Raw genomic sequence first — 24,595 nt, 5'->3', positions numbered from 1 at the left:
GATAGTCGCTGCCGTAAGGCATTGCGCGCAACGACGAAGGGTCGTCGCGCGCGATCATTTCTCTCATGCCCCGGAAAGCCCCCCAGGGTGGCTCGCCTTCAGCAATCTGGCCAAGCATAGCGCCTGGCTAGAATCATTCTGCAAATTGTCGCCAAGTATCTTTTACAGTAGGTCTTTTATCAACAATTCAGCCACCTGCACAGCGTTGAGCGCCGCGCCCTTGCGTACGTTATCTGACGTCAGCCACAAATTAAGTTCCGACGGGTCGTCGATCCCGGCGCGAACCCGACCGACATAGACCACATCCTGCCCAACCGCGTCGCCGACCGGTGTCGGGTAATCGCCCGCCTCGACCAACTCGATACCCGGCGCGTCTTCCAGCGCCTGGTTGATTTTCGCCAGGTCTACCGCGCTGGCAGATTGCAGGCTCACGCTAAAGCTATCGCCAAAAAACACCGGGGCTTGAATGCAAGTGACGGAAATCTTTAATAAAGGCAACGCCATGATCTGGCGCAGTTCACGCACCAGGCGTTTTTCCAGCAGGGTATGCCCTTGATCGTCCGGCTTGCCGACTTGCGCCAGCAGGTTGAACGCCATTTGCCGATCGAAGAAAGTCGGCTCCAGCGGACGGACGTTCAACAGCTCGGCGGTCTGCCGGGCCAGCTCGGTGACCGCCTCGCGACCTTGGGCAGAAACGGCCAGGCTGGCGGTGACGTTGACGCGTTGCAAATCGAGCAAACCGAGCAACGGCGCGAGAACCACGGCCAGGGTGGTGGCCGACGGGCTTGGGCTGCTGACCTGGAACGGCTTCTTCAGGCCGGCCAACACCTGGGCATTGGCTTCCGGCACCACCTGCGGTGCCTGATCGACGGGCAAGGCGCCAGACAGATCGATCAGCGAGCAACCGGCAGCCACGGCGCGCGAGGCAAAACTCAAGGTCACCGCCGGGCCTGCGGCGAAAAACGCCAGTTGCACCTGGCTGAAGTCGAACTCGTCGACTTCGCGCACCCGCACGTTCTTGCCGCGGAACGGCACTGAATGCCCGGTGGATTCGCTGCTGGCCAGCAGGTGCAGGTTGCCGACCGGAAAGTCGCGTTCTTCCAGGATCTGCACGAGCGTTTCGCCGACAGTTCCGGTGGCGCCGATCACGGCAATATCAAAGGACTGGCTCATGGTTCTACCTCTGGCGAAACGGGGGGAGCGGCACTTTACCGGGTGGGTGGCATGCAGGCAATTATGTCGGGGTTTGCGGGGTCTGTGACGGCCCCATCGCGAGCAGGCTCGCTCCCACATTGAAATGCACTCCCCTGTAGGAGCGAGCCTGCTCGCGATGGCGCCGGGACCGACGACACTGCTCCATAAAAAAACCCGCACCTCTTTCAAGGCACGGGTTCTTTCAACAGCTCAATCGATCAACGCTCAAGCAGAATCCGCAGCATACGACGCAGCGGTTCGGCCGCCCCCCACAGCAGCTGGTCGCCGACGGTGAAGGCACCAAGGAACTGCGAACCCATGTTCAGCTTGCGCAGACGACCCACCGGGATGTTCAGGGTGCCGGTGACCTTGTTCGGACTCAGCTCCTGAATGCTGGCATCGCGACTGTTCGGCACCAGCTTCACCCATGGGTTGTGCTGGCTGATCAGCCCTTCGATGTCGGCCATCGGCACGTCCTTGTTCAACTTGATGGTCAGCGCCTGGCTGTGGCAACGCATGGCGCCGATGCGTACGCAGATGCCGTCGACCGGGATCGGGCTCTTGAAGCGACCGAGGATCTTGTTGGTCTCGGCCTGGGCTTTCCACTCTTCGCGGCTCTGGCCGTTTGGTAGTTCCTTGTCGATCCACGGGATCAGGCTGCCGGCCAGCGGTACGCCGAAATTTTCGGTCGGGTACGCGTCGCTGCGCATCGCTTCAGCCACGCGGCGGTCGATGTCGAGGATAGCGCTGGCCGGGTCGGCCAGTTGATCGGCGACAGCGGCGTGGGTCGCGCCCATCTGCTTGATCAGTTCACGCATGTTCTGCGCGCCGGCACCGGAGGCCGCCTGATAGGTCATGGCGCTCATCCACTCGACCAGACCGGCTTCGAACAGACCGCCCAGGCCCATCAGCATCAGGCTGACGGTGCAGTTACCACCGATGTAGTTCTTGGTGCCCGCGTCGAGCTGCTGGTCGATGACCTTGCGGTTCACCGGGTCCAGCACGATCACCGCGTCATCCTGCATGCGCAGGCTGGAAGCGGCGTCGATCCAGTAACCCTGCCAGCCGGCTTCGCGCAGCTTCGGGAACACTTCGCTGGTGTAGTCGCCACCCTGGCAGGTCAGGATCACGTCGAGTGTTTTCAGCTCTTCAATGCTGTAAGCGTCCTTGAGCGGAGCAATGTCCTTGCCCACGGACGGGCCTTGGCCACCGACATTCGAAGTGGTGAAAAACACCGGCTCGATAAGATCGAAATCCTGCTCTTCCAGCATCCGCTGCATGAGCACGGAACCGACCATACCGCGCCAACCGATCAGACCTACACGTTTCATCGCAACTACACCTTCTTTGAAAAGTGGGCCGCTGCTTCCGGGGGTGAAAGTGGCAGCGGGCCCGAGAGATTACAGATTCCGCAGCGCGGCGACTACTGCGTCACCCATTTCCTGCGTACCGACTTTAGTGCAACCGGTCGACCAGATGTCGCCCGTACGCAGGCCCTGGTCCAGAACGACGCTCACGGCCTTCTCGATTGCGTCCGCCGCGCCCGACTGGTTGAAGCTGTAACGCAGCATCATCGACACCGACAAAATGGTTGCCAACGGGTTGGCAATGCCCTGGCCGGCGATGTCCGGTGCCGACCCGTGGCACGGCTCGTACATGCCCTTGTTGTTCGTGTCCAATGATGCCGACGGCAGCATGCCGATGGAACCGGTGAGCATCGACGCCTGGTCGGAAAGAATGTCGCCAAACATGTTGTCGGTGACAATCACGTCGAATTGCTTCGGCGCACGCACCAGTTGCATCGCGGCGTTGTCGACGTACATGTGGCTCAGTTCGACCTGCGGGTAATCCTTGGCCACCTCCTCGACAATTTCACGCCACAGCTGGCTGGACGCCAATACGTTGGCCTTGTCCACCGAGCAGAGCTTCTTGCCACGGACCATGGCCATGTCGAAACCGACACGGGCGATACGGCGGATTTCGCTTTCGCTGTATGGCAGGGTGTCGTAGGACTGCCGCTCGCCGTTTTCCAGGGTACGGGTGCCACGTGGGGCGCCGAAGTAGATACCGCCGGTCAGTTCACGAACGATCAGGATGTCCAGGCCGGCGACGATTTCCGGCTTCAGGCTCGAAGCCTCCGCCAGTTGCGGGTAGAGGATCGCCGAGCGCAGGTTGCCGAACAGGCCCAGTTGCGCACGAATCTTCAGCAGACCGCGCTCAGGGCGGATATCACGCTCGATGGCGTCCCATTTCGGGCCACCCACGGCGCCCAGCAGCACGGCGTCGGCGGCGCGGGCACGTTCCAGGGTTTCGTCGGCCAGTGGCACGCCATGCTTGTCGATGGCCGCGCCGCCGATCACGTCGTGGCTCAGCTCGAAGCCCAGGCTGTACTTGTCGTTGGCCAGTTCCAGCACCTTGACCGCTTCGGCCATGATTTCCGGACCAATACCGTCACCCGGGAGAATCAGAATCTGCTTGCTCATGCTTTCCTCATGTCATCAGTCGGCGCGCACTGGGGCGCGCCGGGAAAAAATCTATCGTGCCGCGCTTATCGCTCTGCCCACAGCACCAGCACATCGGTACTGAACGAGCCATCGGCCTCAATCTCGAAATACTCGCGCACTTCGTTGCCCATCGACTGCTGCAACTCGCGGATCGCCGCGCGCATCACCTGTGGTGTACGCATGCGCTCGACCCAGGAGTTGTACTCCAGGCGCAGGCGTTGACGCGTGGTGCTGCGGGTATGCAACCCCGCCTCGCTGACCTGGCGCAACCATTCTCCGGCGGAATAATCGCGCACATGGCTGGTGTCGCGCAGCACTTCGACGCTCTGCAGGTAAGTGTCGAACAGTGGGCTGCCCGGCGACAACACGTCGATGAACGCCGCCACGCCACCCGGCTTCAGCACCCGACGCACTTCGCGCAGGGCCAGCCCGAGATCGGTCCAATGGTGCGCCGAATAACGGCTGAAGACGAAATCGAATTCGCCATCGGCGAACGGCAGGCGCTCAGCGGCACCGTTGACCGTGGACACGTTGCTCAGGCCACGGTCGACGGCTGCCGCGGCGACCACGTCGAGCATCTGCTGGGACAGGTCGTATGCCACCACTTCCTTGACCAGCGACGCCACGTGAAAACTCACGTGACCGGCGCCGCAACCGAGGTCCAGCACCCGGGCCTCGCCCTGCCCCGCCAGTTCGGCCTGTAGCAGCGCGAATTCGGTGCCTTGAGCGTGAACGGCGCTGCTCAGGTAGGCCGAGGCCTGTTCACCGAATTGCTTCTGGACTACCTGACTGTGCTGGGCGGTGCTGGTCATGGGGGACTTCCTTTTTGGGGTGAGTCTTGCGGTGTCTTTACTGCCGCCATCGCTAGCAGGCTAGCTCCCACATTGGATCTAGGACATACCACAAATCCTGTGGGAGCTAGCCTGCTAGCGATGAGGCCGGAGTGGCCTACATCAATCTCGGATCAATCACGCATCGCGAAACAACCACGGCTGGCTCGCCCGATGCTTGCCTTCAAACGTCGCAATCGCCTCGTGGTCCTGCAAGGTCAGGCCGATGTCGTCCAGGCCGTTGAGCAGGCAATGCTTGCGGAATGCATCGATCTCGAACTTCAACACTTTGCCGTCCGGACGGGTCACGGTCTGGGCTTGCAGGTCGACCTGCAACTGATAACCCGGATTTGCTTCAACCTGCTGGAACAGCTCATCCACTTCGGCGTCGCTCAGGATGATCGGCAGCAAGCCGTTCTTGAAGCTGTTGTTGAAGAAGATGTCGGCATAGCTCGGCGCGATGATGCTGCGGAAACCGTACTCTTCCAGCGCCCACGGCGCGTGTTCACGGCTGGAGCCGCAACCGAAGTTCTCGCGAGCCAGCAATACACTGGCGCCTTGATAACGCTCTGCGTTGAGGACGAAATCCTTGTTCAGCGGGCGCTTGGAGTTGTCCTGGTACGGCTGGCCTACATCCAGATAACGCCATTCATCGAACAGGTTGGGGCCGAAACCGGTGCGCTTGATCGACTTCAGGAACTGCTTCGGAATGATCTGGTCGGTGTCGACGTTGGCACGATCCAAAGGCGCGACAAGACCGGTGTGCTGGGTAAAAGCTTTCATGCTGCGCTCCTCAGATCAATTCACGGACGTCGACGAAACGACCGTTTACCGCCGCGGCGGCGGCCATGGCCGGGCTCACGAGGTGGGTACGACCACCGGCGCCCTGACGGCCTTCAAAGTTACGGTTGGACGTCGAGGCGCAATGCTCACCCGACTCCAGGCGGTCCGGGTTCATCGCCAGGCACATCGAGCAACCCGGTTCACGCCATTCAAAACCGGCTTCGAGGAAAATCTTGTCCAGGCCTTCGGATTCGGCCTGCGCTTTCACCAGGCCCGAACCCGGCACCACGATCGCCTGCTTGATGGTCGAGGCCACTTTGCGACCCTTGGCGATGACCGCTGCAGCGCGCAAATCCTCGATCCGCGAGTTGGTGCAGGAACCGATGAAAACACGGTCCAGCTGGATATCGGTGATCGCCTGATTGGCGGTCAACCCCATGTATTTCAGGGCGCGCTCGATGGAACCGCGCTTGACCAGATCGGCTTCCTTGGCAGGGTCCGGTACGTTTTGATCAACGGCCAGTACCATCTCGGGCGAGGTGCCCCAGCTGACTTGCGGCTTGATCTGAGTGGCGTCGAGTTCAACGACGGTGTCGAACACGGCATCGGTATCGGATACCAGGTCTTTCCAGGCTTCGACGGCCAAGTCCCATTCCGCGCCTTTCGGGGCGAATGGGCGGCCCTTCACATAGGCCACGGTCTTTTCGTCGGCCGCCACCAGACCCACGCGAGCGCCGGCCTCGATGGACATGTTGCAGATGGTCATGCGGCCTTCGACCGACAGATCACGAATCGCGCTACCGGCGAATTCGATGGCATGGCCGTTACCGCCGGCGGTGCCGATCTTGCCGATCACGGCGAGGACGATGTCCTTGGCGGTCACGCCGAACGGCAGCTTGCCCTCGACCAGGACCAGCATGTTCTTCATTTTCTTCGCGACCAGGCACTGGGTGGCGAGCACGTGCTCGACCTCGGAAGTGCCGATACCGTGAGCCAGGGCGCCGAATGCGCCGTGGGTCGAGGTGTGGGAGTCGCCACAGACCACGGTCATGCCCGGCAAGGTCGCACCCTGCTCCGGACCGATAACGTGGACGATGCCTTGACGCACATCATTCATCTTGAATTCGACGATGCCATATTCATCGCAGTTGTCGTCGAGGGTCTGGACTTGCAAACGCGAGACCTGGTCGGCAATGGCTTCGATGCCGCCCTTGCGCTCCGGGGTGGTCGGTACGTTGTGGTCCGGGGTCGCGATGTTGGCATCGATGCGCCAAGGCTTGCGCCCGGCCAGGCGCAGGCCTTCAAAGGCTTGCGGCGACGTCACTTCGTGGATGATGTGACGATCGATATAGATCAGCGCCGAGCCATCGTCGCGCTGTTTAACCAAGTGCGAATCCCAGAGCTTGTCGTAGAGCGTTTTGCCGGCCATCAGACGGTTCCTCATCAGCTTGTTTCTATGCCCCGGGCTTTGAACAATTCAATAACCCTTTGGCTTGTGAGGTCGATCCTAGGGGGTTACATTAAATAACTCAAATTCATATTTTTTATGCTTTGGATAACCAACTGGAATACTGCAATGGACCTCGCCAACCTCAATGCCTTTATTGCCATCGCCGAGACAGGCAGCTTCTCCGGCGCCGGCGAACGGCTGCACCTGACGCAACCGGCGATCAGCAAGCGCATTGCAGGCCTGGAGCAGCAATTAAAGGTGCGACTGTTTGACCGCCTGGGTCGCGAAGTCGGCCTGACCGAGGCCGGCCGCGCCTTGCTGCCACGGGCCTATCAGATCCTGAACGTGCTGGACGACACGCGCCGCGCCCTGACCAACCTGACCGGCGAGGTCGGCGGGCGCCTGACGCTGGCCACCAGTCACCACATCGGCCTGCACCGTTTGCCACCTCTACTAAGGGAGTTCACCCGCCGCTACCCACAAGTGGCGCTGGATATTCAGTTCCTCGATTCGGAAGTGGCCTACGAAGAGATTCTCCATGGCCGCGCGGAACTGGCGGTCATCACCCTGGCGCCGGAACCCCACGCCCTGGTCAAAGCCACGCCAGTGTGGGACGACCCGCTGGATTTCGTGGTCGCCCCGGAACATTCACTGATCAGCAATGGCGCCGTCAGCCTGGCGGACATCGCCTTGCATCCGGCGGTGTTTCCCGGCGGTAACACGTTCACTCACCACATCGTCCAGCGCCTGTTTGAAGCCCAAGGCCTGACGCCCAACATCGCCATGAGCACGAATTATCTGGAAACCATCAAGATGATGGTCTCTATCGGCCTGGCCTGGAGCGTGTTGCCTCGCACCATGCTCGACGATCAGGTTGCGCGAATACCCTTGCCGGGCATACAACTGACTCGCGAGCTAGGCTATATCTTGCACACCGAACGGACGCTGTCGAACGCAGCACGGGCCTTCATGGCTTTGCTGGACGCACAAATCGATCTGCCAGGGACTCAGGGCTAACTTGTGCTACGCCTATAGAGCCGCGAATTCCTGTGCTTAACGCCCAATTCAGCCCAAGGCTTGCCAATGCCGAAATCTGTTGACCGTATTCCGCCGATGCCACGAATTCAGGCGCTTGATCCGAAGCGCTCCGAGCAGAGCTGGGAAAGCGCGCCGCAATTGCTGGCCGCCCTCAACGGCGCACGCCTGGGCGCCTGGTATTGGGACATCGAGCGCGGGCAGATCAGTTGGTCGCGGGGGACCCAGGCCTTGTTCGGCTTCGACCCGCGCCAGCCGTTGCCTGCCGATCTGGAATACCTCGACCTGCTGCCGCTCGAGGACCGGGCGAAAACCATTCGCGCCTTCCACGCCGTGATTGCCGGCGCACCGCTGGAGCAGGCGATGCACCACCGCATCCGCTGGCCCGACGGCAGCCTGCACTGGCTGGAAATCAGTGGCAGCCTGCTGCCGGACAAGGACGGCCGGCCACGGATGATCGGGGTGATCCGTGAAATCACGCACCAGCGCCAGCGCGAACAGGCGCTGAGTAGCTCGGAAAAACGCTTCGCGACGCTGTTTCACTTGTGCCCGAACATGGTGTTACTGACCCGCCAGGAAGACGGCCTGATCACCGAGGCCAACCAGTATTTCGAAAGCCTGTTCGGCTGGCCGGTACAAAACGCGATTGGCCGCACCACCGTCGAACTGGGCCTGTGGGTGCACCCGGAGCAGCGGGAAAAACTGGTCAAGGCGACCAAGGCCAAAGGCGAGCTGATCAGCATGGAGGTGCAGTTCCGCGCCAGCAATGGCCAGGTCCACGATGGCATCCTCAGTGCGCAAAAAGTCGAACTCGAGGGCCAACCCTATCTGCTTAGCACCTTCCTCGACACCACCGAACGCAAGGCCGCCGAGCATGCCTTGAAAGACAGCCAGGAACGCCTCGACCTGGCACTGGACTCGGCACAACTCGGCACCTGGGACTGGCACATTCCCAGCGGCATGCTCTACGGCTCGGCCCGGGCCGCGCAACTGCACGGGCTGGACGCCAAACCCTTTCACGAATCGTTCGAAGCGTTTTTCGAAGGCGTGCCCGGTGAAGAACGCAACACGATGCGCGACGCCTATCGCAGCCTGCGCGAAGGGCCGGCGGGCAACTATCAGCTGACCTATCGCGTGCAGCTGGAGGACGGCACCTCGCGCTATCTGGAAAGCCGCGCCCGCCTCTACCGTGACGAAAACGGCATCCCGGTGCGCATGGCCGGCACCTTGCTGGACATTACCGATCAGGTGGAGCGCGAACAGAAACTGGTCGCTTCGGAAGAGAAGTTTGCCACCCTGTTCCAGGTCAGCCCGGACCCGATCTGCGTCACCCGCCAGGACACGGGCCAGTTCATCGAAATCAATTCCAGCTTCACCCAGACGTTCGGCTGGAGCACCGCCGAGGTGATCGGCCGCAGCGCCGACGAAATCGGCCTGTGGGACGCGTCGGCCAAAAGCCTGCGGCGAATCGAGCAAGTCATTCGTGAACAGGGCCTGAACAACGTGGCGATCGTGGTTCAGCACAAGGATGGCCAATCGCTGACTTGCGTGATTTCCAGCCGGCAGATCAGTGTGGGCGACCAGCCGTGCATCGTCACCACGTTGCGCGATATCACCCAGCAACAACGCTCGGAAGCGGCCCTCAAGGCCAGCGAAGAGAAATTCGCCAAAGCCTTCCACTCCAGCCCCGACGCCATCACCATTACCGAACGCGACACCGGGCGCTACCTGGAAGTCAACGATGGCTTTTGTCGCCTGACCGGCTATCGCGCCGATGAAGTGGTCGGCCGCACGGTGTATCAAGTCGGAATCTGGGCCGAAGAAAAACAGCGTTCGGCGCTGCTGGCCGAGCTGCAACTCAAGGGTCGGGTGCACCACCAGGAAATGCTCGGGCGCAACAAGCGCGGCGAACTGCTGACGGTCGAAGTGTCAGTCGAGCCGATCACCCTCAATGAAACCGCCTGCCTGCTGTTGACCGCGCGAGACGTCAGCCTTTTGAAAAACGCCGAAGCGCAGATCCGTCACCTGGCCTACCACGACCCACTAACCAACCTGCCCAACCGCGCGCTGTTGATGGACCGCCTGAGCCAGCAGATCGCCCTGCTCAAGCGCCACAACCTGCGCGGCGCCCTGATGTTTCTCGATCTCGACCACTTCAAGCACATCAACGACTCCCTCGGCCACCCGGTGGGCGACACGGTGCTGAAGATCATCACCGCGCGCCTCGAAGCGAGCGTGCGCATGGAGGACACCGTGGCGCGGCTGGGCGGCGACGAATTCGTGGTACTGCTCAGTGGTCTTGAAGGTTCGCGCAATGAGGTCTCCGCCCAGGTCCGCGAACTGGCCGACACCTTGCGCGAACTGCTGTCGGAACCGATGTTTCTCGACGGCCAGCGCCTGCAGGTCACCCCGAGTATCGGCATTGCGTTGATTCCCGATCACGGCTCGACCCCGACCGACCTGCTCAAACGCGCCGACATCGCGCTGTATCGGGCCAAGGACTCCGGCCGCAACACCACGCAGATGTACCACAACACCATGCAGAAGGCCGCGAGTGAACGCCTGCGCATGGAAACCGATTTACGCCTGGCGCTTTCCCGGGGCGAATTCGATGTGCACTACCAGCCCCAGGTCGACGCGCGGGACAATCGCATCGTCGGTGCCGAGGCGCTGGTGCGCTGGAATCACCCCGAGCTGGGCGCGCAATCCCCGGCCGAGTTCATCAAGGTGCTGGAAGACAGCGGGCTGATTCTGGAAGTCGGCACCTGGATCGTCGACGAAGCCTGCGATGCTTTTAAACAATTGATTGCCAAGGGCCTGATCGACCCGCTGAATTTCAGTTTGTGCGTGAACATCAGCCCGCGGCAATTCCGCCAGAACGACTTCGTCGAGCGCATCGAGCACAGCCTCAGCAGCCACGGTTTGCCGTTTTCACTGCTGAAGCTGGAAATCACCGAAGGCATCGTTATCCAGAACCTGGAAGACACCATCAGCAAAATGCGTCGCCTGAAAAAACTCGGCGTGAGCTTCGCCATGGACGACTTTGGCACCGGTTATTCCTCGTTGACTTACCTCAAGCGCCTGCCGGTCGACACCTTGAAAATCGACCAGTCGTTCATCCGCGACGCCACCACCGACCCCAATGACGCCGAGATCATTCGCGCGATTGTCGCCATGGCCCGCAGCCTGGAGTTGAAAGTGATTGCCGAAGGAGTGGAAACGCCCGAGCAGCTGGAGTTCTTGCAGGGGCTGGGTTGCCATTTTTATCAGGGGTATCTGCACAGCGAACCGTTGCCAGTGCAAGCCTTCCAAAAATTGCTGAAGTAAACCTGTAGGAGCGAGCTTGCTCGCGAAAAAGCGCCAACGATAATGCGGTTTTTCTGACAGCCTGCGGTGCCTGTGGGTCCATCGGGAGCGTGCTCGCTCCTACAGGGATCGGGGGATCGGGCACAAAAAAGGGCGCCATTGGCGCCCTTTTCATTGCTCGGCCTTAGTGCTGCAGAGCCGGCTTTTGCTCCCCGTTGATCGGGATGCGTTTGGCTTTCGCCTCTTCCGGAATCACGCGCAGCAGGTCAATGCTCAACAGACCGTTACGCAGGTCGGCGGCCTTGATCTCGATGTGATCGGCCAGGCGGAACGACAGCTTGAACGCGCGCTGGGCAATGCCCTGGTGCAGGAAGGTCACACCCTCGGTCGCGTCACGTTTGCCACCACTGATGGTCAGCACACCCTTCTCGACTTGCAGGTCCAGGTCTTCTTCCTGGAAACCGGCTGCCGCCACGACGATGCGGTATTGATCGTCACCGTGTTTTTCAACGTTGTAAGGTGGGTAGGTGCTGCCTGGCTCGTTGCGCAGGGCGGTTTCGAACAAGTCGTTGAAACGGTCGAAGCCTACCGAGGAACGGAACAGTGGGGCCAGGGAAAATGCAGTAGTCATGATTCAAATCTCCTGAAAACAATCAGCAAGTTTTTTGTCTCCGCGACCCGAGTTCGGCATCGCGTAATCCCTAGATAAGGATCGCCAATTGCTTTTCAAGAGCATCTTTTGAAATTTTTTTCAGGCCGCTTCAGCCACCTGCAACCCCAGCAAACGCGAGACCTGATCGAGCTCGGTCTCACGGCGCAGCAGCGTAAACAACTCGACCGCTTCGGGATAATTGCGGGTCAGCATGGCCAGCCATTGCTTCAGGCGACCTGGCGATTGGCGTGCCGTCATCTGCGCCTTGGCCTGCAGCCAGAAGTCCTGGACCAGTGGCAGCAATTCGGCCCAGCTCATCTCGAGCACTTCGCCACCGGCACGGGCGGCGGCAATTTGCCGGGCCAGGTCCGGCCGCGAAACCAGTCCGCGACCGAGCATGATGTCGTCCACGCCGCTGATTTCGCGGCAACGGCGCCAGTCTTCGACGCTCCAGATGTCGCCATTGGCGAACACCGGCACCTTGACCACGTCCTGCACCCGAGGAATCCACTCCCAATGTGCCGGCGGCTTGTAGCCGTCGGTCTTGGTCCGCGCATGCACCACGATGTGCGCGGCGCCGCCTTCGGCCAGGGCGGTGGCGCAGACCAGCGAGCCATCCGGGCTGTCGAAGCCCAGGCGCATTTTCGCGGTAACCGGAATGTGCGCCGGAACGGCACGACGGACATGCTCGACGATCTGGTTCAGCAGCTCGGGCTCCTTGAGCAACACCGCGCCGCCCCGGGATTTATTGACGGTCTTGGCCGGACAACCGAAATTCAGGTCGATGACTTCTGAGCCCAACTCGCAGGCCAGCGCCGCGTTTTCCGCCAGGCATACCGGATCGGAACCCAGCAACTGCACGCGCAGGGGCACGCCAGACGCGGTACGCGCGCCCGTCAGCAGCTCAGGGCCGAACTTGTGGAAATAGGCAGGGGTGAGCAACTGGTCGTTGATCCGGATGAACTCGGTCACGCACCAATCGATACCGCCCACGCGAGTCAGCACGTCCCGCAGGATGTTATCGACCAACCCCTCCATGGGCGCCAAAGCAATTTGCATGAAAAACACACTCGACGAAAAACGTGCGGCAGTTTACTGGTTTCAGGTCTCTAAAGGTATTTCGTCAGACAGGGTGGTGGCGTCTTTGCCCGCGAAGGGATCAACCTAGATCGTGACGTGCAGCGCCGGGCCATAACCTTCGATGAATTCGACCGGCATGCGTTTTGGCTTGCCGGTGGACAGCTCGATGCAGACAAACGTGGTTTGTGCGCGCAACAGCGTGGTGTTGTCGCTCGGGCGTTTGAGCTGGAAGTGCCGGGTCATTTTCAGCCGCTGGTCCCAATCGACGATCCAGGTCGCCAATTGCAGCTGATCGCCCTCGTAGGCCGCGGCCAGGTAATCGATCTCGTGTCGCACCACGGCCATCGCCCGATCCAGACGGCGGTACTCGACCAAATCCAGGCCGAGCCGCTGAGAGTGGCGCCAGGCACAACGCTCGAGCCAGGTCACGTACACCGCATTATTGGCGTGCCCCAATCCGTCGATGTCCTCGGCGGCCACTTCCAGATCAATGATAAATGGCGTTGCCCGATCCCAGCCCATGCCCCACTCCCGGTCAGATGATGTCGACCGGGGCAGTGTAACGGATGATCAAGCCAATTGGCGCGATTGCAGGCTGCGCCCGGCCAGCAGTGATAACACGCCATCAATCACCCGAGGGTCGGCCAGTACCCGCTGATGACCACCCTCTTCCAGTCGCAGCAAGCGGCTGTCGAACCAGGCCTCGTGAATCAGTTGGGATTCCTTGACCGGGACGAAGCAGTCATCTTCCGCATGAACGATCAGACCAGGCATGTCGAGCTGATAGTGCGCGACATCCAGGGTGGCTGCGCGCATGCCGACGTCTCTTTCGACTTGCCGAATGAATGCTGAACGGGCTTTTGGCGGCAGCCGCACGTAGCGAGCAAAACCTCGTAGAACCCCGAGAATCCGTGCCGGCGCGCCAATGGTCACCAAGGTTTCGGTGCGCAGGCCCAACTGGACCGCCAGCATCGCACTGGCGCCGCCCATCGAGTGACCGATGACAGCCTGCAGCGGTGGCAACTCGGCGGCGGCCTCAAGCATGGCGCGGGCGAACAGTGCGACGTTTGCCTCGCGACCGGGCGATCGGCCATGGGCCGGACCGTCCAGAGCCACTACGGTATACCCGGCATCCACCAGCGCCGTGATGAGGCTGGCGAACTGCGTCGGCCGGCCTTCCCAACCGTGCATCAGCAACACCGCCGGGCCTTGCCCCCAGCGCAAAGCCGAGAGACCAAAGCGCAAGGTGATGCGCTCGGATTTTGCCAACAGCGGCAGTTCCCAATCACGCGGCGGCAAATCCCGCGGCGTCATGAAAGCCACTCGCATTTTGCTCGCGATCAGTTTCGGTGCAAACCAGCCCAAGGTGCCATTAACGCCACGAACCCACTTCAACGTGCTCATCGCTCCACTCCTCAGGCCATTGCCTTCAGGTCATAGCACCGCCGACTTGGCGGCACGCAGCAATCGATCAGACAACTCTCCCGGCCCCAGCGCCCGTGCCAGCGCCAGACCACCGACCATCAAGGCCATGTCAGCCAAGGCTTTGTCGGTGTCTTCCGGGGTGGCCGCCAACTGCGCGACCATCATTTCCAGATGTTCATTCAACGCCACGCGAAACGACTCCGGCAGACGTCCCAGTTCGCCGACCGAAGCCGGGATCGGACATGCCGAATCCGAGGAATCACGGTGTTTGCGCGACAGGTAGAACGCCGCCACCAGCGCGCGACGCTCTTCGCCGGTCAGGTTGGCGTCCATGTCGGCGATCAGGCCTCGGCGGTAACCGAGCAGTTGCTTGAACGCCTCCAGCATCATCGCGTCCTTGCTTTCGAAGTGCGCATAGAAGCCGCCGACCGTCAGGCCGGCTGCGCCCATCACTTCGCCCACGCTCGGTTCAGCCGGGCCGCGCTGGATCAGCGCTGCGCTGGCGGCCTTGAGGATGCGTTCGCGGGTTTGAGCTTTTTTATCGTTCATCGTTGCCTCCGAATATTACGACTAGAATATTATTCTCATAATAATTTTTCGCAAGTCGTGAGTGTGACCGCTGGTCTGAAGCTCAGTTTGAAAGAAATAAGAGGATTTGGCCAAACGCCAGACAAACAAAAGGGCCATTCAATAATTGAATGACCCTTATAAAATCCCGCAGAGCGGGTAATCGTGGCGTCCCCTAGGGGACTCGAACCCCTGTTACCGCCGTGAAAGGGCGGTGTCCTAGGCCACTAGACGAAGGGGACACAAAACCTTCTATACCAATGATCAGTGCTGAGATCTGATCGATTCAAAGCCGGTGTGGCCAAACCTTGAACTGTAAATTGGTGGAGCTAAGCGGGATCGAACCGCTGACCTCCTGCATGCCATGCAGGCGCTCTCCCAGCTGAGCTATAGCCCCGGATTTTTCGCCTCGCGGCGGAGCGACATCTTGCAACATCGCTTCTGTAAAACTGGCGTCCCCTAGGGGACTCGAACCCCTGTTACCGCCGTGAAAGGGCGGTGTCCTAGGCCACTAGACGAAGGGGACGCAAACCCTTCTGTACACTTGATCAACGCTGAGTGCTGATCGCTTCAAGGCCGGTGTGGCCAGACCTTGAAGTGTAAATTGGTGGAGCTAGACGGGATCGAACCGTCGACCTCTTGCATGCCATGCAAGCGCTCTCCCAGCTGAGCTATAGCCCCTCATCGCTGAGGACGGGGCGAATCTTAATGGCGCTTCGGAAACGTGTCAAATTTATTTTTAACAATTTCCAAAGTTTTTTGCCGACATAACAATCACTTACCGCCCTCCCCCCGTAAATTCGGGGGAAGGGCCGAAGATCAGGATCAAAAGATCGCGACCTTCGGCAGCTCCTGCACGGTCAAACGCCGTCAGGCGATGTTGGCCAGGAGTTTTTCCCACTCCTTGTTTTCCTTCTTCGACACGCCACCGAGCAAGTCGATAGCCTGGCGCAGACGGAAGCGCGTCAGGTCCGGGCCGAGGATTTCCATCGCATCGAGCACCGACACCGAACTCGCCTGCCCCGTGATCGCGGCAAACATCAGCGGCATTGCATCACGCAGTTTCAGCTCCAGGGACTCGACCACCGCCTGAATCGTCGCGGTGATGCTGTCCTTCTCCCACTGCCGCAGGCTTTCCAGCTTCCACAAAATCAACTGCATCAACTGACGAACCTGGTCACCCGACAGCTTCTTCGACTCAAACAGCTTGGCGTCCGGATTCACACCTCCGGCAAAGAAGAACCCGGCCAGCGGGGCAACCTGACTGAACGTCTCGACGCGGCCCTGTACGTGCGGCGCGATCTTCATCATGTAGTCGGGGTTCAGCGCCCAGGTCTGCAGGCGGCTGGCGAACTCTTCCACCGGCAAGTCGCGCAGCCACTGGCCGTTGAGCCACGACAGTTTCTCGATGTCGAAAATCGGCCCGCCGAGGGAGACACGGCTCAGATCGAAGTGGTCGACCATTTCCTGCAGCGAGAACTTCTCGCGCTCGTCCGGCATCGACCAGCCCATGCGCCCGAGGTAGTTGAGCATCGCTTCCGGCATGAAGCCCATGCGCTCGTAGAACGTGACCGAGGTCGGGTTCTTGCGCTTGGACAGCTTGCTCTTGTCCGGGTTGCGCAGCAGCGGCATGTAGCACAGCTGCGGTTGTTCCCAGCCGAAGTATTCGTACAGGAGAATCAGCTTCGGCGCCGAAGGCAGCCATTCTTCGCCGCGCAGGACGTGGGTGATGCCCATCAGGTGGTCATCGACCACGTTGGCCAGGAAGTACGTCGGCAGGCCGTCGGTCTTCATCAGTACTTGCATGTCCATGCGATCCCACGGGATCTCGACATCGCCACGCAGCATGTCCGGCACCACGCAGACGCCTTCGCTCGGCACTTTCATGCGGATGACATGCGGCTCGCCAGCGGCCAGCCGGCGTGCCACTTCTTCCTTCGACAGCAACAACGCGCGGCCGTCGTAGCGCGGGGTTTCGCCGCGGGCCATTTGCTCGGCACGCATCTGGTCCAGCTCTTCGGCGGTGCAGAAACACGGGAAGGCATGGCCCATTTCGACCAGTTGCTGGCAGTACTTCTGATAGATGTCGCCGCGCTCGCTCTGACGGTACGGACCGTGCGGGCCGCCCACGTCCGGGCCTTCGCTCCAGTCGATACCCAGCCAGCGCAGGGCGTCGAAAATCTGCTGCTCGGATTCACGGGTCGAGCGCAGCTGGTCGGTGTCCTCGATCCGCAAGATGAACTCACCGCCGTGCTGCTTGGCAAAGCAATAGTTGAACAAAGCGATGTAAGCGGTACCTACGTGGGGGTCCCCGGTAGGCGATGGCGCGATGCGCGTGCGGACGGTGGTCATGGCAAGTCTCGAAATGAAGATAAAACAAAGGGCGAATGGTAACAGGCGTTACCCGCCCGGCTCCAGCGAACAGGGCATTTAAGCCAAGTTTGCGTCTACAACGGGCCTTGGCCGCGATGAATGATGGATTATCAACCGCTGGCATTTACCCACTATCGACTGTATGCCAGATTCGCCTGCTGATAACTTCCCTTACAATTTCTCGACTACAGTTTGCCCATGCCTGCCCAACTCAAGCGTCGCCTGTTTATTTTCCTGCTGATCATCCTGCTGATTGCCGGGGGCTTTTTTGCCCATTGGTTCTTCAAGGGACGCTTTTACGAAAGCACTGACAACGCCTATGTCCAGGGCGAGATCACCCGCGTGTCGAGCCAGTTGGGCGCACGCATCGATCAGGTGCTGGTGCAGGACAACCAGCACGTCGAGAAAGGCCAGTTGCTGATCAAGCTCGAAGGCGATGATTTCCACCTCGCGGTCGATCGCGCCAACGCGGCGCTCGCTACCCGCCAGGCCGAACGCCTGCAAGCCCAGAGCAAACTGACCCAGCAGGCCAGCCTGATCGCCGCCAGCGATGCGCAAGTCGCCTCCAGCCAGGCCAGCCTGGGTCGTTCGCAGATCGACCTGTCCCGCGCGCAAACCCTGCGCAAACCGGGCTACGTGTCCGAAGAACGGGTGACCACCCTCTCCGCCGACAACCACATCGCCCGCTCGCAGGTGACCAAGGCCCAGGCGGACGCTCAAAGCCAACGCCAGCAAGTCAATTCCCTGAGCGCTGAAATCAAGCGCCTCGACGCCATGATCGCCAACGCCAAGACCGACCTGGCCCAGGCTGAACTGAACCTGACCCGCAGCGAAATCCACGCGCCCATCAGCGGCCTGATCGGCCAGCGCGCCGCGCGCAATGGCCAGTACGTGCAGGCCGGCGCCTACCTGCTGTCAATCGTGCCGGATGAGGACATCTGGATTCAGGCCAACTTCAAGGAAACCCAGATTGGCCACATGCAGCCCGGCCAGAAAGCCGAACTGACCTTCGACGCCTACGGAGACACGCCCATCGAAGCCCGGGTCGACAGTTTGTTCGCCGCGTCGGGCGCCCAGTTCAGCCTGTTGCCGCCGGACAATGCCACCGGCAACTTCACCAAAGTCGTACAACGGATTCCGGTAAAACTGACCTTCGCTGCCGACAATCCGCTGCGCGGCAAGATTCGTCCGGGCATGTCGGTCACCGTCAAAGTGAACATCAAAGACGCGCCTGACGATGGCCGGTGATCAACTGATCCGCCCGGTCGGCGAACCGACCCGGCGGGACTGGATCGCGGTCATGAGCGTGATGCTCGGCGCGTTCATGGCGGTGCTCGACATCCAGATCACCAACTCTTCGCTCAAGGACATTCAGGGCGCGCTCTCGGCGACTCTGGAAGAAGGTTCGTGGATTTCCACCTCGTACCTGGTCGCGGAAATCATCATGATTCCGCTGACGGCTTGGCTGGTGCAGTTGCTCTCGGCGCGCCGCCTGGCGGTGTGGGTTTCGCTGGGTTTTCTCGCCGCATCGCTGCTCTGCTCCATGGCCTGGAGCCTGGAAAGCATGATCGTGTTCCGCGCCCTGCAAGGCTTCACCGGCGGCGCGCTGATCCCGCTGGCGTTCACCCTCACCCTGATCAAACTTCCCGAACACCACCGTGCCAAAGGTATGGCGATGTTCGCCATGACGGCCACGTTCGCGCCCTCCATCGGCCCGACGCTGGGCGGCTGGCTCACGGAAAACTGGGGCTGGGAGTACATCTTCTACATCAACGTGCCGCCGGGGCTGATCATGATCGCGGGGCTGATGTATGGCCTGGAGAAAAAAGAGGCGCATTGGGAACTGCTGAAGAGCACCGACTACACAGGGATTCTCACCCTCGGCATCGGCCTCGGCTGTCTGCAGGTTTTCCTGGAGGAAGGCCATCGCAAGGACTGGCTCGAATCGGACCTGATCGTGACGCTCGGCAGCATCGCCCTGATCAGCCTGATCACCTTCGTGATCGTGCAGTTTTCCAAACCCAACCCGCTGATCAACCTCGGCATCCTCGGCAACCGCAATTTCGGTTTATCGAGCATTTCCAGTCTCGGGATGGGCGTCGGGTTGTACGGCTCGATCTACCTGTTGCCGCTGTACCTGGCGCAAATCCAGAACTACAACGCCCTGCAGATCGGCGAGGTGATCATGTGGATGGGCGTGCCGCAGCTGTTCCTGATTCCGCTGGTGCCGAAACTCATGAAGTACATTTCGCCGAAATGGCTGTGCACCCTGGGTTTCGGGCTATTCGGCTTGGCGAGTTTTTCCTCGGGCGTGCTGAACCCGGACTTTGCCGGGCCGCAGTTCAATCAGATCCAGATCATTCGCGCGTTGGGCCAGCCGCTGATCATGGTGACCATCTCGCTGATCGCCACCGCGTACATCCTGCCGCAGGATGCGGGGTCGGCGTCGAGCCTGTTCAACATCCTGCGCAACCTCGGCGGCGCGATCGGCATCGCCCTCCTCGCGACGTTTCTGGATGCGCGGACAAAGACCTATTTTGATTATCTGCGCGAAGCGATTGTGCCGACCAACCCGCAGGTGGCCGAGCGGATGGCGTCGTTGACCGACCGGTTTGGCAGTGAAACGGCGGCGCTGGGCAAGCTCAGTGAGATCGCACACCAGCAGGCGTCGATCATGGCGTACAACGATGCGTTTCATTTTGTCGGGATTGCGCTGGGGATCAGCATGTTGGCGGTGTTGTTGACCAAGGCATTGCCGGCGGGATTGAAGGCTGGGGAAGCGCACTGAGATTTGCGGCGGCTAGACGGGCCTCATCGCGAGCAGGCTCGCTCCCACAGGATCACACCGACCTTTGTGGGAGCGAGCCTGCTCGCGATGGGGCCATGTCAGGCACTGCAAATAATTAAACCTCGATCAACCGCTCGCGCAATTTGGTGATCTCGTCGCGCATCTGCGCCGCCGCCTCGAACTCCAGGTCGCGAGCGAGCTGATACATCTTCTCTTCCAGCCCCTTGATCCGCTTGGCGACTTCTCCGGGTGAACGCAATTCGGCTTCGTACTTGGCGCTTTCCTCGGCGGCCTTGGCCATGCCTTTGCGCTTCTTGCTGCGCGAGCCAGGCACGGTGGCGCCTTCCATGATGTCGGCAACGTCCTTGAACACACCCTTGGGCGTGATGCCATTGGCCAGGTTGAACGCGATCTGCTTGTCACGCCGACGCTCGGTCTCGCCGATCGCCCGCTCCATGGAACCGGTGATCCGGTCCGCGTAGAGAATCGCCCGGCCATTGAGGTTGCGCGCGGCCCGACCGATGGTCTGGATCAGCGAACGCTCGGAGCGCAGGAAGCCCTCCTTGTCCGCGTCGAGAATCGCCACCAGCGACACTTCCGGCATGTCCAGGCCTTCGCGCAACAGGTTGATCCCGACCAACACATCGAAGGTGCCGAGGCGCAAATCGCGGATGATTTCCACGCGCTCCACGGTGTCGATGTCCGAGTGCAGGTATCGCACGCGCACGCCATGGTCAGCCAGGTAATCGGTCAAATCTTCGGACATGCGCTTGGTCAGCGTCGTGACCAGCACCCGCTCTTCGAGAGCCACGCGCTTGGTGATTTCCGAGAGCAGATCGTCAACCTGGGTCAGCGCCGGGCGGATTTCGATCTGGGGGTCCACCAGACCGGTCGGGCGCACCAGTTGCTCTACCACGCGACCGGCGTGTTCCGCCTCGTAATTGCCCGGGGTCGCCGAAACAAAAATCGTCTGCGGGCTGATCCCTTCGAACTCGTCGAAGCGCATCGGCCGGTTGTCCAGCGCCGAGGGCAGACGGAAGCCGTACTCCACCAGCGTTTCCTTGCGTGAGCGGTCGCCCTTATACATGGCGCCGACCTGCGGCACGCTGACGTGGGACTCGTCGATCACCAGCAAGGCGTCGGCCGGCAGGTAATCGAACAAGGTCGGTGGCGCCTGGCCAGACGCACGACCCGACAGGTAGCGCGAGTAGTTTTCGATGCCGTTGCAGTAGCCCAGCTCGAGGATCATCTCCAGGTCGAAACGGGTGCGCTGCTCCAGGCGCTGCGCTTCCACCAGTTTGTTGTTGGAGCGCAGATATTCGAGACGCTCCTGCAACTCGGCCTTGATCCCCTCGATGGCGTCGAGCAGGGTTTCACGCGGCGTCACATAGTGGCTTTTCGGGTAGAAGGTGAAACGCGGCAATTTGCGGATTACTTCACCGGTCAACGGATCGAAGGCCGACAGGCTCTCGACTTCGTCGTCGAACAGTTCGATACGGATCGCTTCGAAATCGGATTCCGCCGGGTGGATGTCGATCACATCACCGCGCACGCGGAAGGTCGCGCGGGCGAATTCCATGTCGTTGCGGGTGTACTGCAAATCGGCGAGACGGCGCAGCAACGCGCGCTGATCGAGCTTGTCGCCACGATCCACGTGCAGCACCATTTTCAGATAGGTTTCCGGGCTGCCCAGACCGTAGATGCACGACACGGTGGTGACGATGATCGCGTCCTTGCGTTCCAGCAACGCTTTGGTCGCGGACAGGCGCATCTGTTCGATGTGATCGTTGATCGAGGCATCTTTCTCGATGAAGGTGTCCGAAGACGGCACATAGGCTTCGGGCTGGTAATAGTCGTAGTAGGACACGAAGTATTCGACGGCATTGTTCGGGAAAAACGCCTTGAACTCCCCGTACAACTGCGCGGCCAGGGTCTTGTTCGGCGCCAGCACCAGCGTCGGACGCTGAACCTGGGCGATGACGTTGGCGATGCTGAAGGTCTTGCCCGAGCCGGTCACACCGAGCAACGTCTGGTGCGCCAGCCCGGCTTCGATGCCCTCGACCATCAGGCGAATGGCTTCCGGCTGGTCGCCGGCGGGCTCGAAGCGGGTGACTAGCTGGAATTCGGACATGGGATACCCTCTGGGTCGCGCCCGTCCGGGCAAACCGGACGGCAACGAGAAAGACCGCAAACGACCGAAGCCGCCCGAGGAAAAAACTGGATTGTGCTCAATGTGGAGTCGATTGCCTGCTCTTTCAAGGCAAACGTCCTACATCCCTTGAAGTCTTTGACGCGATCAATCGACTAACGGTCGAAAAATAATCGGAAAAACTTACGTTAAAAGCCGAATCGGCTGTCGCCATTGATCGCGGATGGCCTCTATACTAGCTCCCCGTTTGTGCACCGCTCTAGTGCATTCGGCTGGAGCGCGACACGTCCCTCCACTCTCCATTCAGAGCCGCCGCAAAAATGAGCCTGTTCTCCGCTGTCGAAATGGCACCACGCGATCCAATCCTGGGCCTCAACGAAGCATTCAACGCCGATACCCGTACCAATAAGGTCAACCTGGGGGTCGGTGTTTACTGCAACGAGGAGGGGCGAATTCCACTCCTGCGCGCCGTTGTCGAAGCCGAGACGATTCGCGTCGCTCAACATGCGTCCCGTGGTTACCTGCCAATCGACGGCATCGCCGCCTACGACCAGTCCGTGCAAAAACTACTGTTCGGCAATGACTCGCCACTGATCGCCGCTGGCCGCGTCATTACCACCCAGGCCGTTGGCGGCACTGGCGCCCTGAAAATCGGTGCCGACTTCCTCAAGCAACTGCTGCCGAACGCCGTCGTTGCGATCAGCGACCCAAGCTGGGAAAACCACCGCGCGCTGTTCGAAACCGCTGGCTTCCCGGTGCAGAACTATCGCTACTACGACGCCGCGACCCACGACGTTAACCGCACCGGCCTGCTGGAAGACCTGAACGCTCTGCCGTCCGGTTCCATCGTTGTGCTGCACGCCTGCTGTCACAACCCGACCGGCGTCGACCTGAGCCCGGCGGACTGGAAAAACGTTTTGGAAGTGGTAAAAGCCAAAGGTCACGTGCCGTTCCTCGACATGGCCTACCAGGGCTTCGGCGATGGCATCGACGAAGACGCGGCGGCCGTGCGCCTGTTCGCTGAATCGGGCCTGACCTTCTTCGTCTCCAGCTCGTTCTCCAAATCCTTCTCGCTGTACGGCGAGCGCGTGGGCGCCCTGTCGATCGTCAGCGAATCGAAAGAAGAAAGCGCGCGCGTGCTGTCGCAAGTCAAACGCGTGATCCGCACCAACTATTCCAACCCACCGACCCACGGTGCAAGCATCGTCGCCGCGGTGCTGAACAGCCCGGAACTGCGCGCCCAGTGGGAAGCGGAACTGGCCGAAATGCGCCTGCGGATTCGCGGCATGCGCACCCAGATGGTCGACCTGCTGGCGCAACAGGCCCCACAGCGCGACTTCAGCTTCGTCGGTCGTCAGCGCGGCATGTTCTCCTACTCCGGCCTGACGGTTGAGCAGGTCACCCGTCTGCGCAGCGAGTTCGGCATCTACGCCCTGGACACTGGCCGCATCTGCGTGGCTGCGTTGAACCAGAGCAACATCGATGTCGTCACAAAGGCGATTGTTGCGGTGATCTGAGTCTCGCGGTAATAAAAAAAACGGGAAGCCTTTTGGGCTTCCCGTTTTTTTTGCCGTAGATAATTCTCAAAGCAAAGGCTTAGCCCTCTAAACTCCCACAATCAGTTTGCGTACGCCCGAGAGCCTCATGAGAGCCGAAATGAAAAACGATGACCTGCGCGCAGAGCGCGATGACCTGGACGACCTGGATACTTTCGTCCCCCGTGCCCCGGCCAAACGCGGCAAGAATCTGGTGCTGCAAGTCGCCGCCGGGGTGTTCCTCGGCGGCCTGGCCCTGTGGCTGGTGCAACTGGGGGCCACGCTGCTATACGCCAAACTGATGCTTGGCACGGTGACGTTCGGCGGTTAAGCCAGTTCGGTCGCGCGCTGGCTGGCGGCGTCGTCATAGGCGACGTACAGCGACTCGGCGACCTGGCTCTTGATAGCCTTGGTACTTTCCAGACCCAGGACGAACCCTTCGGCCTTGCCGCCCGCGCGGTTCAATTCGTCAGCGGTACTGGCCTGAGTGATTGCATCGAACAATTTCTCGGCATGTGGCCCGACCCCTTTGGGCAGGCTGATCTGTGCGATGCTCATGCGAACACCCCGCGGGAGCAAGGTATAAGGGTTGGGTGATTCATGGCGCGTACCTTTTCGGCGAATGGCCGGCAGCGCGTGTAACCACTTCCGGGCGGCCATGGTAGACCTCTGATGCGTTTCTGGTAACCGCCAATCGCCGGAAAACCACCGTCCATCCCCATGAATTCCTCCAGTTGCTAACCGGCGCTTGACTTCTCTTTTTGAATCAGTAAGATACGCGCCATTCCGCGATAGCTCAGTTGGTAGAGCAAGTGACTGTTAATCACTGGGTCCCTGGTTCGAGTCCAGGTCGTGGAGCCAGACAGCAACAAACGAAAAGGCCCTGAATCGAAAGGTTCAGGGGCTTTTTTGTGCGCGAGAGAA

The 24,595-nt window shown here is 60.7% G+C and carries 20 protein-coding genes and 5 tRNA genes; 7 read left to right on the top strand and 18 right to left on the bottom strand.

The window, feature by feature from the left end:
- Window positions 1–162 precede the first annotated feature (162 nt).
- The 6 genes from NTD84_RS09875 to leuC all read right to left on the bottom strand — a co-directional run bounded on the left by NTD84_RS09875 (window position 163) and on the right by leuC (window position 6,740).
- Window positions 163–1,173, bottom strand: coding sequence for an aspartate-semialdehyde dehydrogenase (locus NTD84_RS09875; RefSeq protein ID WP_262164954.1), 1,011 nt, complete (start codon window positions 1,171–1,173; stop codon window positions 163–165).
- Between the two features lie 239 nt (window positions 1,174–1,412).
- Window positions 1,413–2,525 carry an aspartate-semialdehyde dehydrogenase gene (gene asd / locus NTD84_RS09870; protein WP_262164953.1) on the bottom strand — a complete coding sequence of 371 codons (1,113 nt, stop codon included), beginning with the start codon at window positions 2,523–2,525 and terminating at the stop codon, window positions 1,413–1,415.
- A gap of 69 nt (window positions 2,526–2,594) precedes the next feature.
- The gene (gene leuB, locus NTD84_RS09865; protein ID WP_262164952.1) at window positions 2,595–3,677 is read right to left on the bottom strand and encodes a 3-isopropylmalate dehydrogenase; all 1,083 of its coding nucleotides are present in this window, start codon (window positions 3,675–3,677) and stop codon (window positions 2,595–2,597) included.
- A 65-nt stretch (window positions 3,678–3,742) separates the two neighbouring features.
- Window positions 3,743–4,510 (bottom strand): class I SAM-dependent methyltransferase, encoded by a 768-nt coding sequence (locus NTD84_RS09860; RefSeq protein WP_262164951.1) that lies wholly within the window; start codon window positions 4,508–4,510, stop codon window positions 3,743–3,745.
- 156 nt (window positions 4,511–4,666) lie between these two features.
- Window positions 4,667–5,311 carry a 3-isopropylmalate dehydratase small subunit gene (gene leuD, locus NTD84_RS09855; RefSeq protein ID WP_262164950.1) on the bottom strand — a complete coding sequence of 215 codons (645 nt, stop codon included), beginning with the start codon at window positions 5,309–5,311 and terminating at the stop codon, window positions 4,667–4,669.
- 10 nt (window positions 5,312–5,321) lie between these two features.
- Entirely contained in the window at window positions 5,322–6,740 is a 1,419-nt protein-coding gene (gene leuC / locus NTD84_RS09850) for a 3-isopropylmalate dehydratase large subunit (protein WP_262164949.1), read from the bottom strand.
- 147 nt (window positions 6,741–6,887) lie between these two features.
- On the opposite strand from leuC, the gene NTD84_RS09845 reads away from it, so the two are divergent.
- Window positions 6,888–7,778, top strand: a complete 891-nt coding sequence (locus tag NTD84_RS09845) for a LysR family transcriptional regulator (protein WP_262164948.1) — start codon at window positions 6,888–6,890, stop codon at window positions 7,776–7,778.
- Window positions 7,779–7,844: 66 nt separating this feature from the next.
- Window positions 7,845–11,123: a PAS domain S-box protein gene (locus NTD84_RS09840; protein ID WP_262164947.1), complete on the top strand. Its 3,279-nt coding sequence runs from the start codon at window positions 7,845–7,847 to the stop codon at window positions 11,121–11,123.
- A gap of 163 nt (window positions 11,124–11,286) precedes the next feature.
- Here NTD84_RS09840 and NTD84_RS09835 read toward each other — a convergent pair whose 3' ends face one another.
- The 10 genes from NTD84_RS09835 to gltX all read right to left on the bottom strand — a co-directional run bounded on the left by NTD84_RS09835 (window position 11,287) and on the right by gltX (window position 17,178).
- On the bottom strand, window positions 11,287–11,733 hold the full coding sequence (locus NTD84_RS09835) for an Hsp20 family protein (protein ID WP_262164946.1): 447 nt from the start codon (window positions 11,731–11,733) through the stop codon (window positions 11,287–11,289).
- Between the two features lie 120 nt (window positions 11,734–11,853).
- Window positions 11,854–12,813 carry a tRNA dihydrouridine synthase gene (locus tag NTD84_RS09830; RefSeq protein ID WP_262164945.1) on the bottom strand — a complete coding sequence of 320 codons (960 nt, stop codon included), beginning with the start codon at window positions 12,811–12,813 and terminating at the stop codon, window positions 11,854–11,856.
- Window positions 12,814–12,918: 105 nt separating this feature from the next.
- Entirely contained in the window at window positions 12,919–13,356 is a 438-nt protein-coding gene (locus tag NTD84_RS09825) for an acyl-CoA thioesterase (RefSeq protein ID WP_262164944.1), read from the bottom strand.
- Between the two features lie 48 nt (window positions 13,357–13,404).
- Complete coding sequence (locus NTD84_RS09820) at window positions 13,405–14,238, bottom strand: alpha/beta fold hydrolase (protein ID WP_262164943.1); 834 nt, start codon at window positions 14,236–14,238, stop codon at window positions 13,405–13,407.
- 30 nt (window positions 14,239–14,268) lie between these two features.
- Complete coding sequence (locus tag NTD84_RS09815) at window positions 14,269–14,808, bottom strand: TetR/AcrR family transcriptional regulator (protein WP_262164942.1); 540 nt, start codon at window positions 14,806–14,808, stop codon at window positions 14,269–14,271.
- A gap of 184 nt (window positions 14,809–14,992) precedes the next feature.
- A tRNA-Glu gene (locus NTD84_RS09810) sits at window positions 14,993–15,068 on the bottom strand.
- Between the two features lie 79 nt (window positions 15,069–15,147).
- A tRNA-Ala gene (locus tag NTD84_RS09805) sits at window positions 15,148–15,223 on the bottom strand.
- 53 nt (window positions 15,224–15,276) lie between these two features.
- Window positions 15,277–15,352: transfer RNA gene (locus tag NTD84_RS09800), tRNA-Glu, on the bottom strand.
- Between the two features lie 79 nt (window positions 15,353–15,431).
- Window positions 15,432–15,507 (bottom strand) — tRNA-Ala (locus tag NTD84_RS09795).
- A 189-nt stretch (window positions 15,508–15,696) separates the two neighbouring features.
- The gene (gene gltX, locus NTD84_RS09790) at window positions 15,697–17,178 is read right to left on the bottom strand and encodes a glutamate--tRNA ligase (protein ID WP_262164941.1); all 1,482 of its coding nucleotides are present in this window, start codon (window positions 17,176–17,178) and stop codon (window positions 15,697–15,699) included.
- Window positions 17,179–17,397: 219 nt separating this feature from the next.
- On the opposite strand from gltX, the gene NTD84_RS09785 reads away from it, so the two are divergent.
- Together NTD84_RS09785 and NTD84_RS09780 are read left to right on the top strand one after the other, a co-directional pair.
- The gene (locus NTD84_RS09785) at window positions 17,398–18,447 is read left to right on the top strand and encodes an HlyD family secretion protein (RefSeq protein ID WP_262164940.1); all 1,050 of its coding nucleotides are present in this window, start codon (window positions 17,398–17,400) and stop codon (window positions 18,445–18,447) included.
- A complete protein-coding gene (locus NTD84_RS09780) occupies window positions 18,437–19,987 on the top strand; it encodes an MDR family MFS transporter (RefSeq protein ID WP_262164939.1) in 1,551 nt (516 codons plus the stop codon). The genes NTD84_RS09785 and NTD84_RS09780 overlap by 11 nt, the downstream gene beginning before the upstream one ends.
- Before the next feature lie 115 nt (window positions 19,988–20,102).
- On the opposite strand, the gene uvrB is transcribed toward NTD84_RS09780, so the two are convergent.
- Entirely contained in the window at window positions 20,103–22,118 is a 2,016-nt protein-coding gene (uvrB, locus tag NTD84_RS09775) for an excinuclease ABC subunit UvrB (RefSeq protein WP_262164938.1), read from the bottom strand.
- 338 nt (window positions 22,119–22,456) lie between these two features.
- On the opposite strand from uvrB, the gene NTD84_RS09770 reads away from it, so the two are divergent.
- Window positions 22,457–23,653: an amino acid aminotransferase gene (locus tag NTD84_RS09770; RefSeq protein ID WP_262164937.1), complete on the top strand. Its 1,197-nt coding sequence runs from the start codon at window positions 22,457–22,459 to the stop codon at window positions 23,651–23,653.
- Between the two features lie 139 nt (window positions 23,654–23,792).
- Window positions 23,793–24,002 carry a hypothetical protein gene (locus NTD84_RS09765; protein ID WP_262164936.1) on the top strand — a complete coding sequence of 70 codons (210 nt, stop codon included), beginning with the start codon at window positions 23,793–23,795 and terminating at the stop codon, window positions 24,000–24,002.
- Here NTD84_RS09765 and NTD84_RS09760 read toward each other — a convergent pair.
- Window positions 23,999–24,229, bottom strand: a complete 231-nt coding sequence (locus NTD84_RS09760; protein ID WP_008007186.1) for a hypothetical protein — start codon at window positions 24,227–24,229, stop codon at window positions 23,999–24,001. The two genes, NTD84_RS09765 and NTD84_RS09760, sit on opposite strands and share 4 nt — an antisense overlap.
- Before the next feature lie 227 nt (window positions 24,230–24,456).
- On the opposite strand from NTD84_RS09760, the gene NTD84_RS09755 reads away from it, so the two are divergent.
- Window positions 24,457–24,532, top strand: a tRNA-Asn gene (locus NTD84_RS09755).
- Window positions 24,533–24,595: the final 63 nt, after the last annotated feature.

This window comes from Pseudomonas sp. 14P_8.1_Bac3 (assembly GCF_025466085.1).
GTDB lineage: Bacteria > Pseudomonadota > Gammaproteobacteria > Pseudomonadales > Pseudomonadaceae > Aquipseudomonas.
The sequence above is the reverse complement of the archived record's forward strand: the minus strand, read 5'-3'. Positions and strand labels throughout refer to the sequence as shown.

Coding starts and splice junctions, on each gene's coding strand:
- NTD84_RS09875 (WP_262164954.1), bottom strand. CDS start 1,173: ATGAGCCAGTCCTTTGATATTGCCGTGATCGGCGCCACCGGAACTGTC.
- asd (WP_262164953.1), bottom strand. CDS start 2,525: ATGAAACGTGTAGGTCTGATCGGTTGGCGCGGTATGGTCGGTTCCGTG.
- leuB (WP_262164952.1), bottom strand. CDS start 3,677: ATGAGCAAGCAGATTCTGATTCTCCCGGGTGACGGTATTGGTCCGGAA.
- NTD84_RS09860 (WP_262164951.1), bottom strand. CDS start 4,510: ATGACCAGCACCGCCCAGCACAGTCAGGTAGTCCAGAAGCAATTCGGT.
- leuD (WP_262164950.1), bottom strand. CDS start 5,311: ATGAAAGCTTTTACCCAGCACACCGGTCTTGTCGCGCCTTTGGATCGT.
- leuC (WP_262164949.1), bottom strand. CDS start 6,740: ATGGCCGGCAAAACGCTCTACGACAAGCTCTGGGATTCGCACTTGGTT.
- NTD84_RS09845 (WP_262164948.1), top strand. CDS start 6,888: ATGGACCTCGCCAACCTCAATGCCTTTATTGCCATCGCCGAGACAGGC.
- NTD84_RS09840 (WP_262164947.1), top strand. CDS start 7,845: ATGCCGAAATCTGTTGACCGTATTCCGCCGATGCCACGAATTCAGGCG.
- NTD84_RS09835 (WP_262164946.1), bottom strand. CDS start 11,733: ATGACTACTGCATTTTCCCTGGCCCCACTGTTCCGTTCCTCGGTAGGC.
- NTD84_RS09830 (WP_262164945.1), bottom strand. CDS start 12,813: ATGCAAATTGCTTTGGCGCCCATGGAGGGGTTGGTCGATAACATCCTG.
- NTD84_RS09825 (WP_262164944.1), bottom strand. CDS start 13,356: ATGGGCTGGGATCGGGCAACGCCATTTATCATTGATCTGGAAGTGGCC.
- NTD84_RS09820 (WP_262164943.1), bottom strand. CDS start 14,238: ATGAGCACGTTGAAGTGGGTTCGTGGCGTTAATGGCACCTTGGGCTGG.
- NTD84_RS09815 (WP_262164942.1), bottom strand. CDS start 14,808: ATGAACGATAAAAAAGCTCAAACCCGCGAACGCATCCTCAAGGCCGCC.
- gltX (WP_262164941.1), bottom strand. CDS start 17,178: ATGACCACCGTCCGCACGCGCATCGCGCCATCGCCTACCGGGGACCCC.
- NTD84_RS09785 (WP_262164940.1), top strand. CDS start 17,398: ATGCCTGCCCAACTCAAGCGTCGCCTGTTTATTTTCCTGCTGATCATC.
- NTD84_RS09780 (WP_262164939.1), top strand. CDS start 18,437: ATGGCCGGTGATCAACTGATCCGCCCGGTCGGCGAACCGACCCGGCGG.
- uvrB (WP_262164938.1), bottom strand. CDS start 22,118: ATGTCCGAATTCCAGCTAGTCACCCGCTTCGAGCCCGCCGGCGACCAG.
- NTD84_RS09770 (WP_262164937.1), top strand. CDS start 22,457: ATGAGCCTGTTCTCCGCTGTCGAAATGGCACCACGCGATCCAATCCTG.
- NTD84_RS09765 (WP_262164936.1), top strand. CDS start 23,793: ATGAAAAACGATGACCTGCGCGCAGAGCGCGATGACCTGGACGACCTG.
- NTD84_RS09760 (WP_008007186.1), bottom strand. CDS start 24,229: ATGAGCATCGCACAGATCAGCCTGCCCAAAGGGGTCGGGCCACATGCC.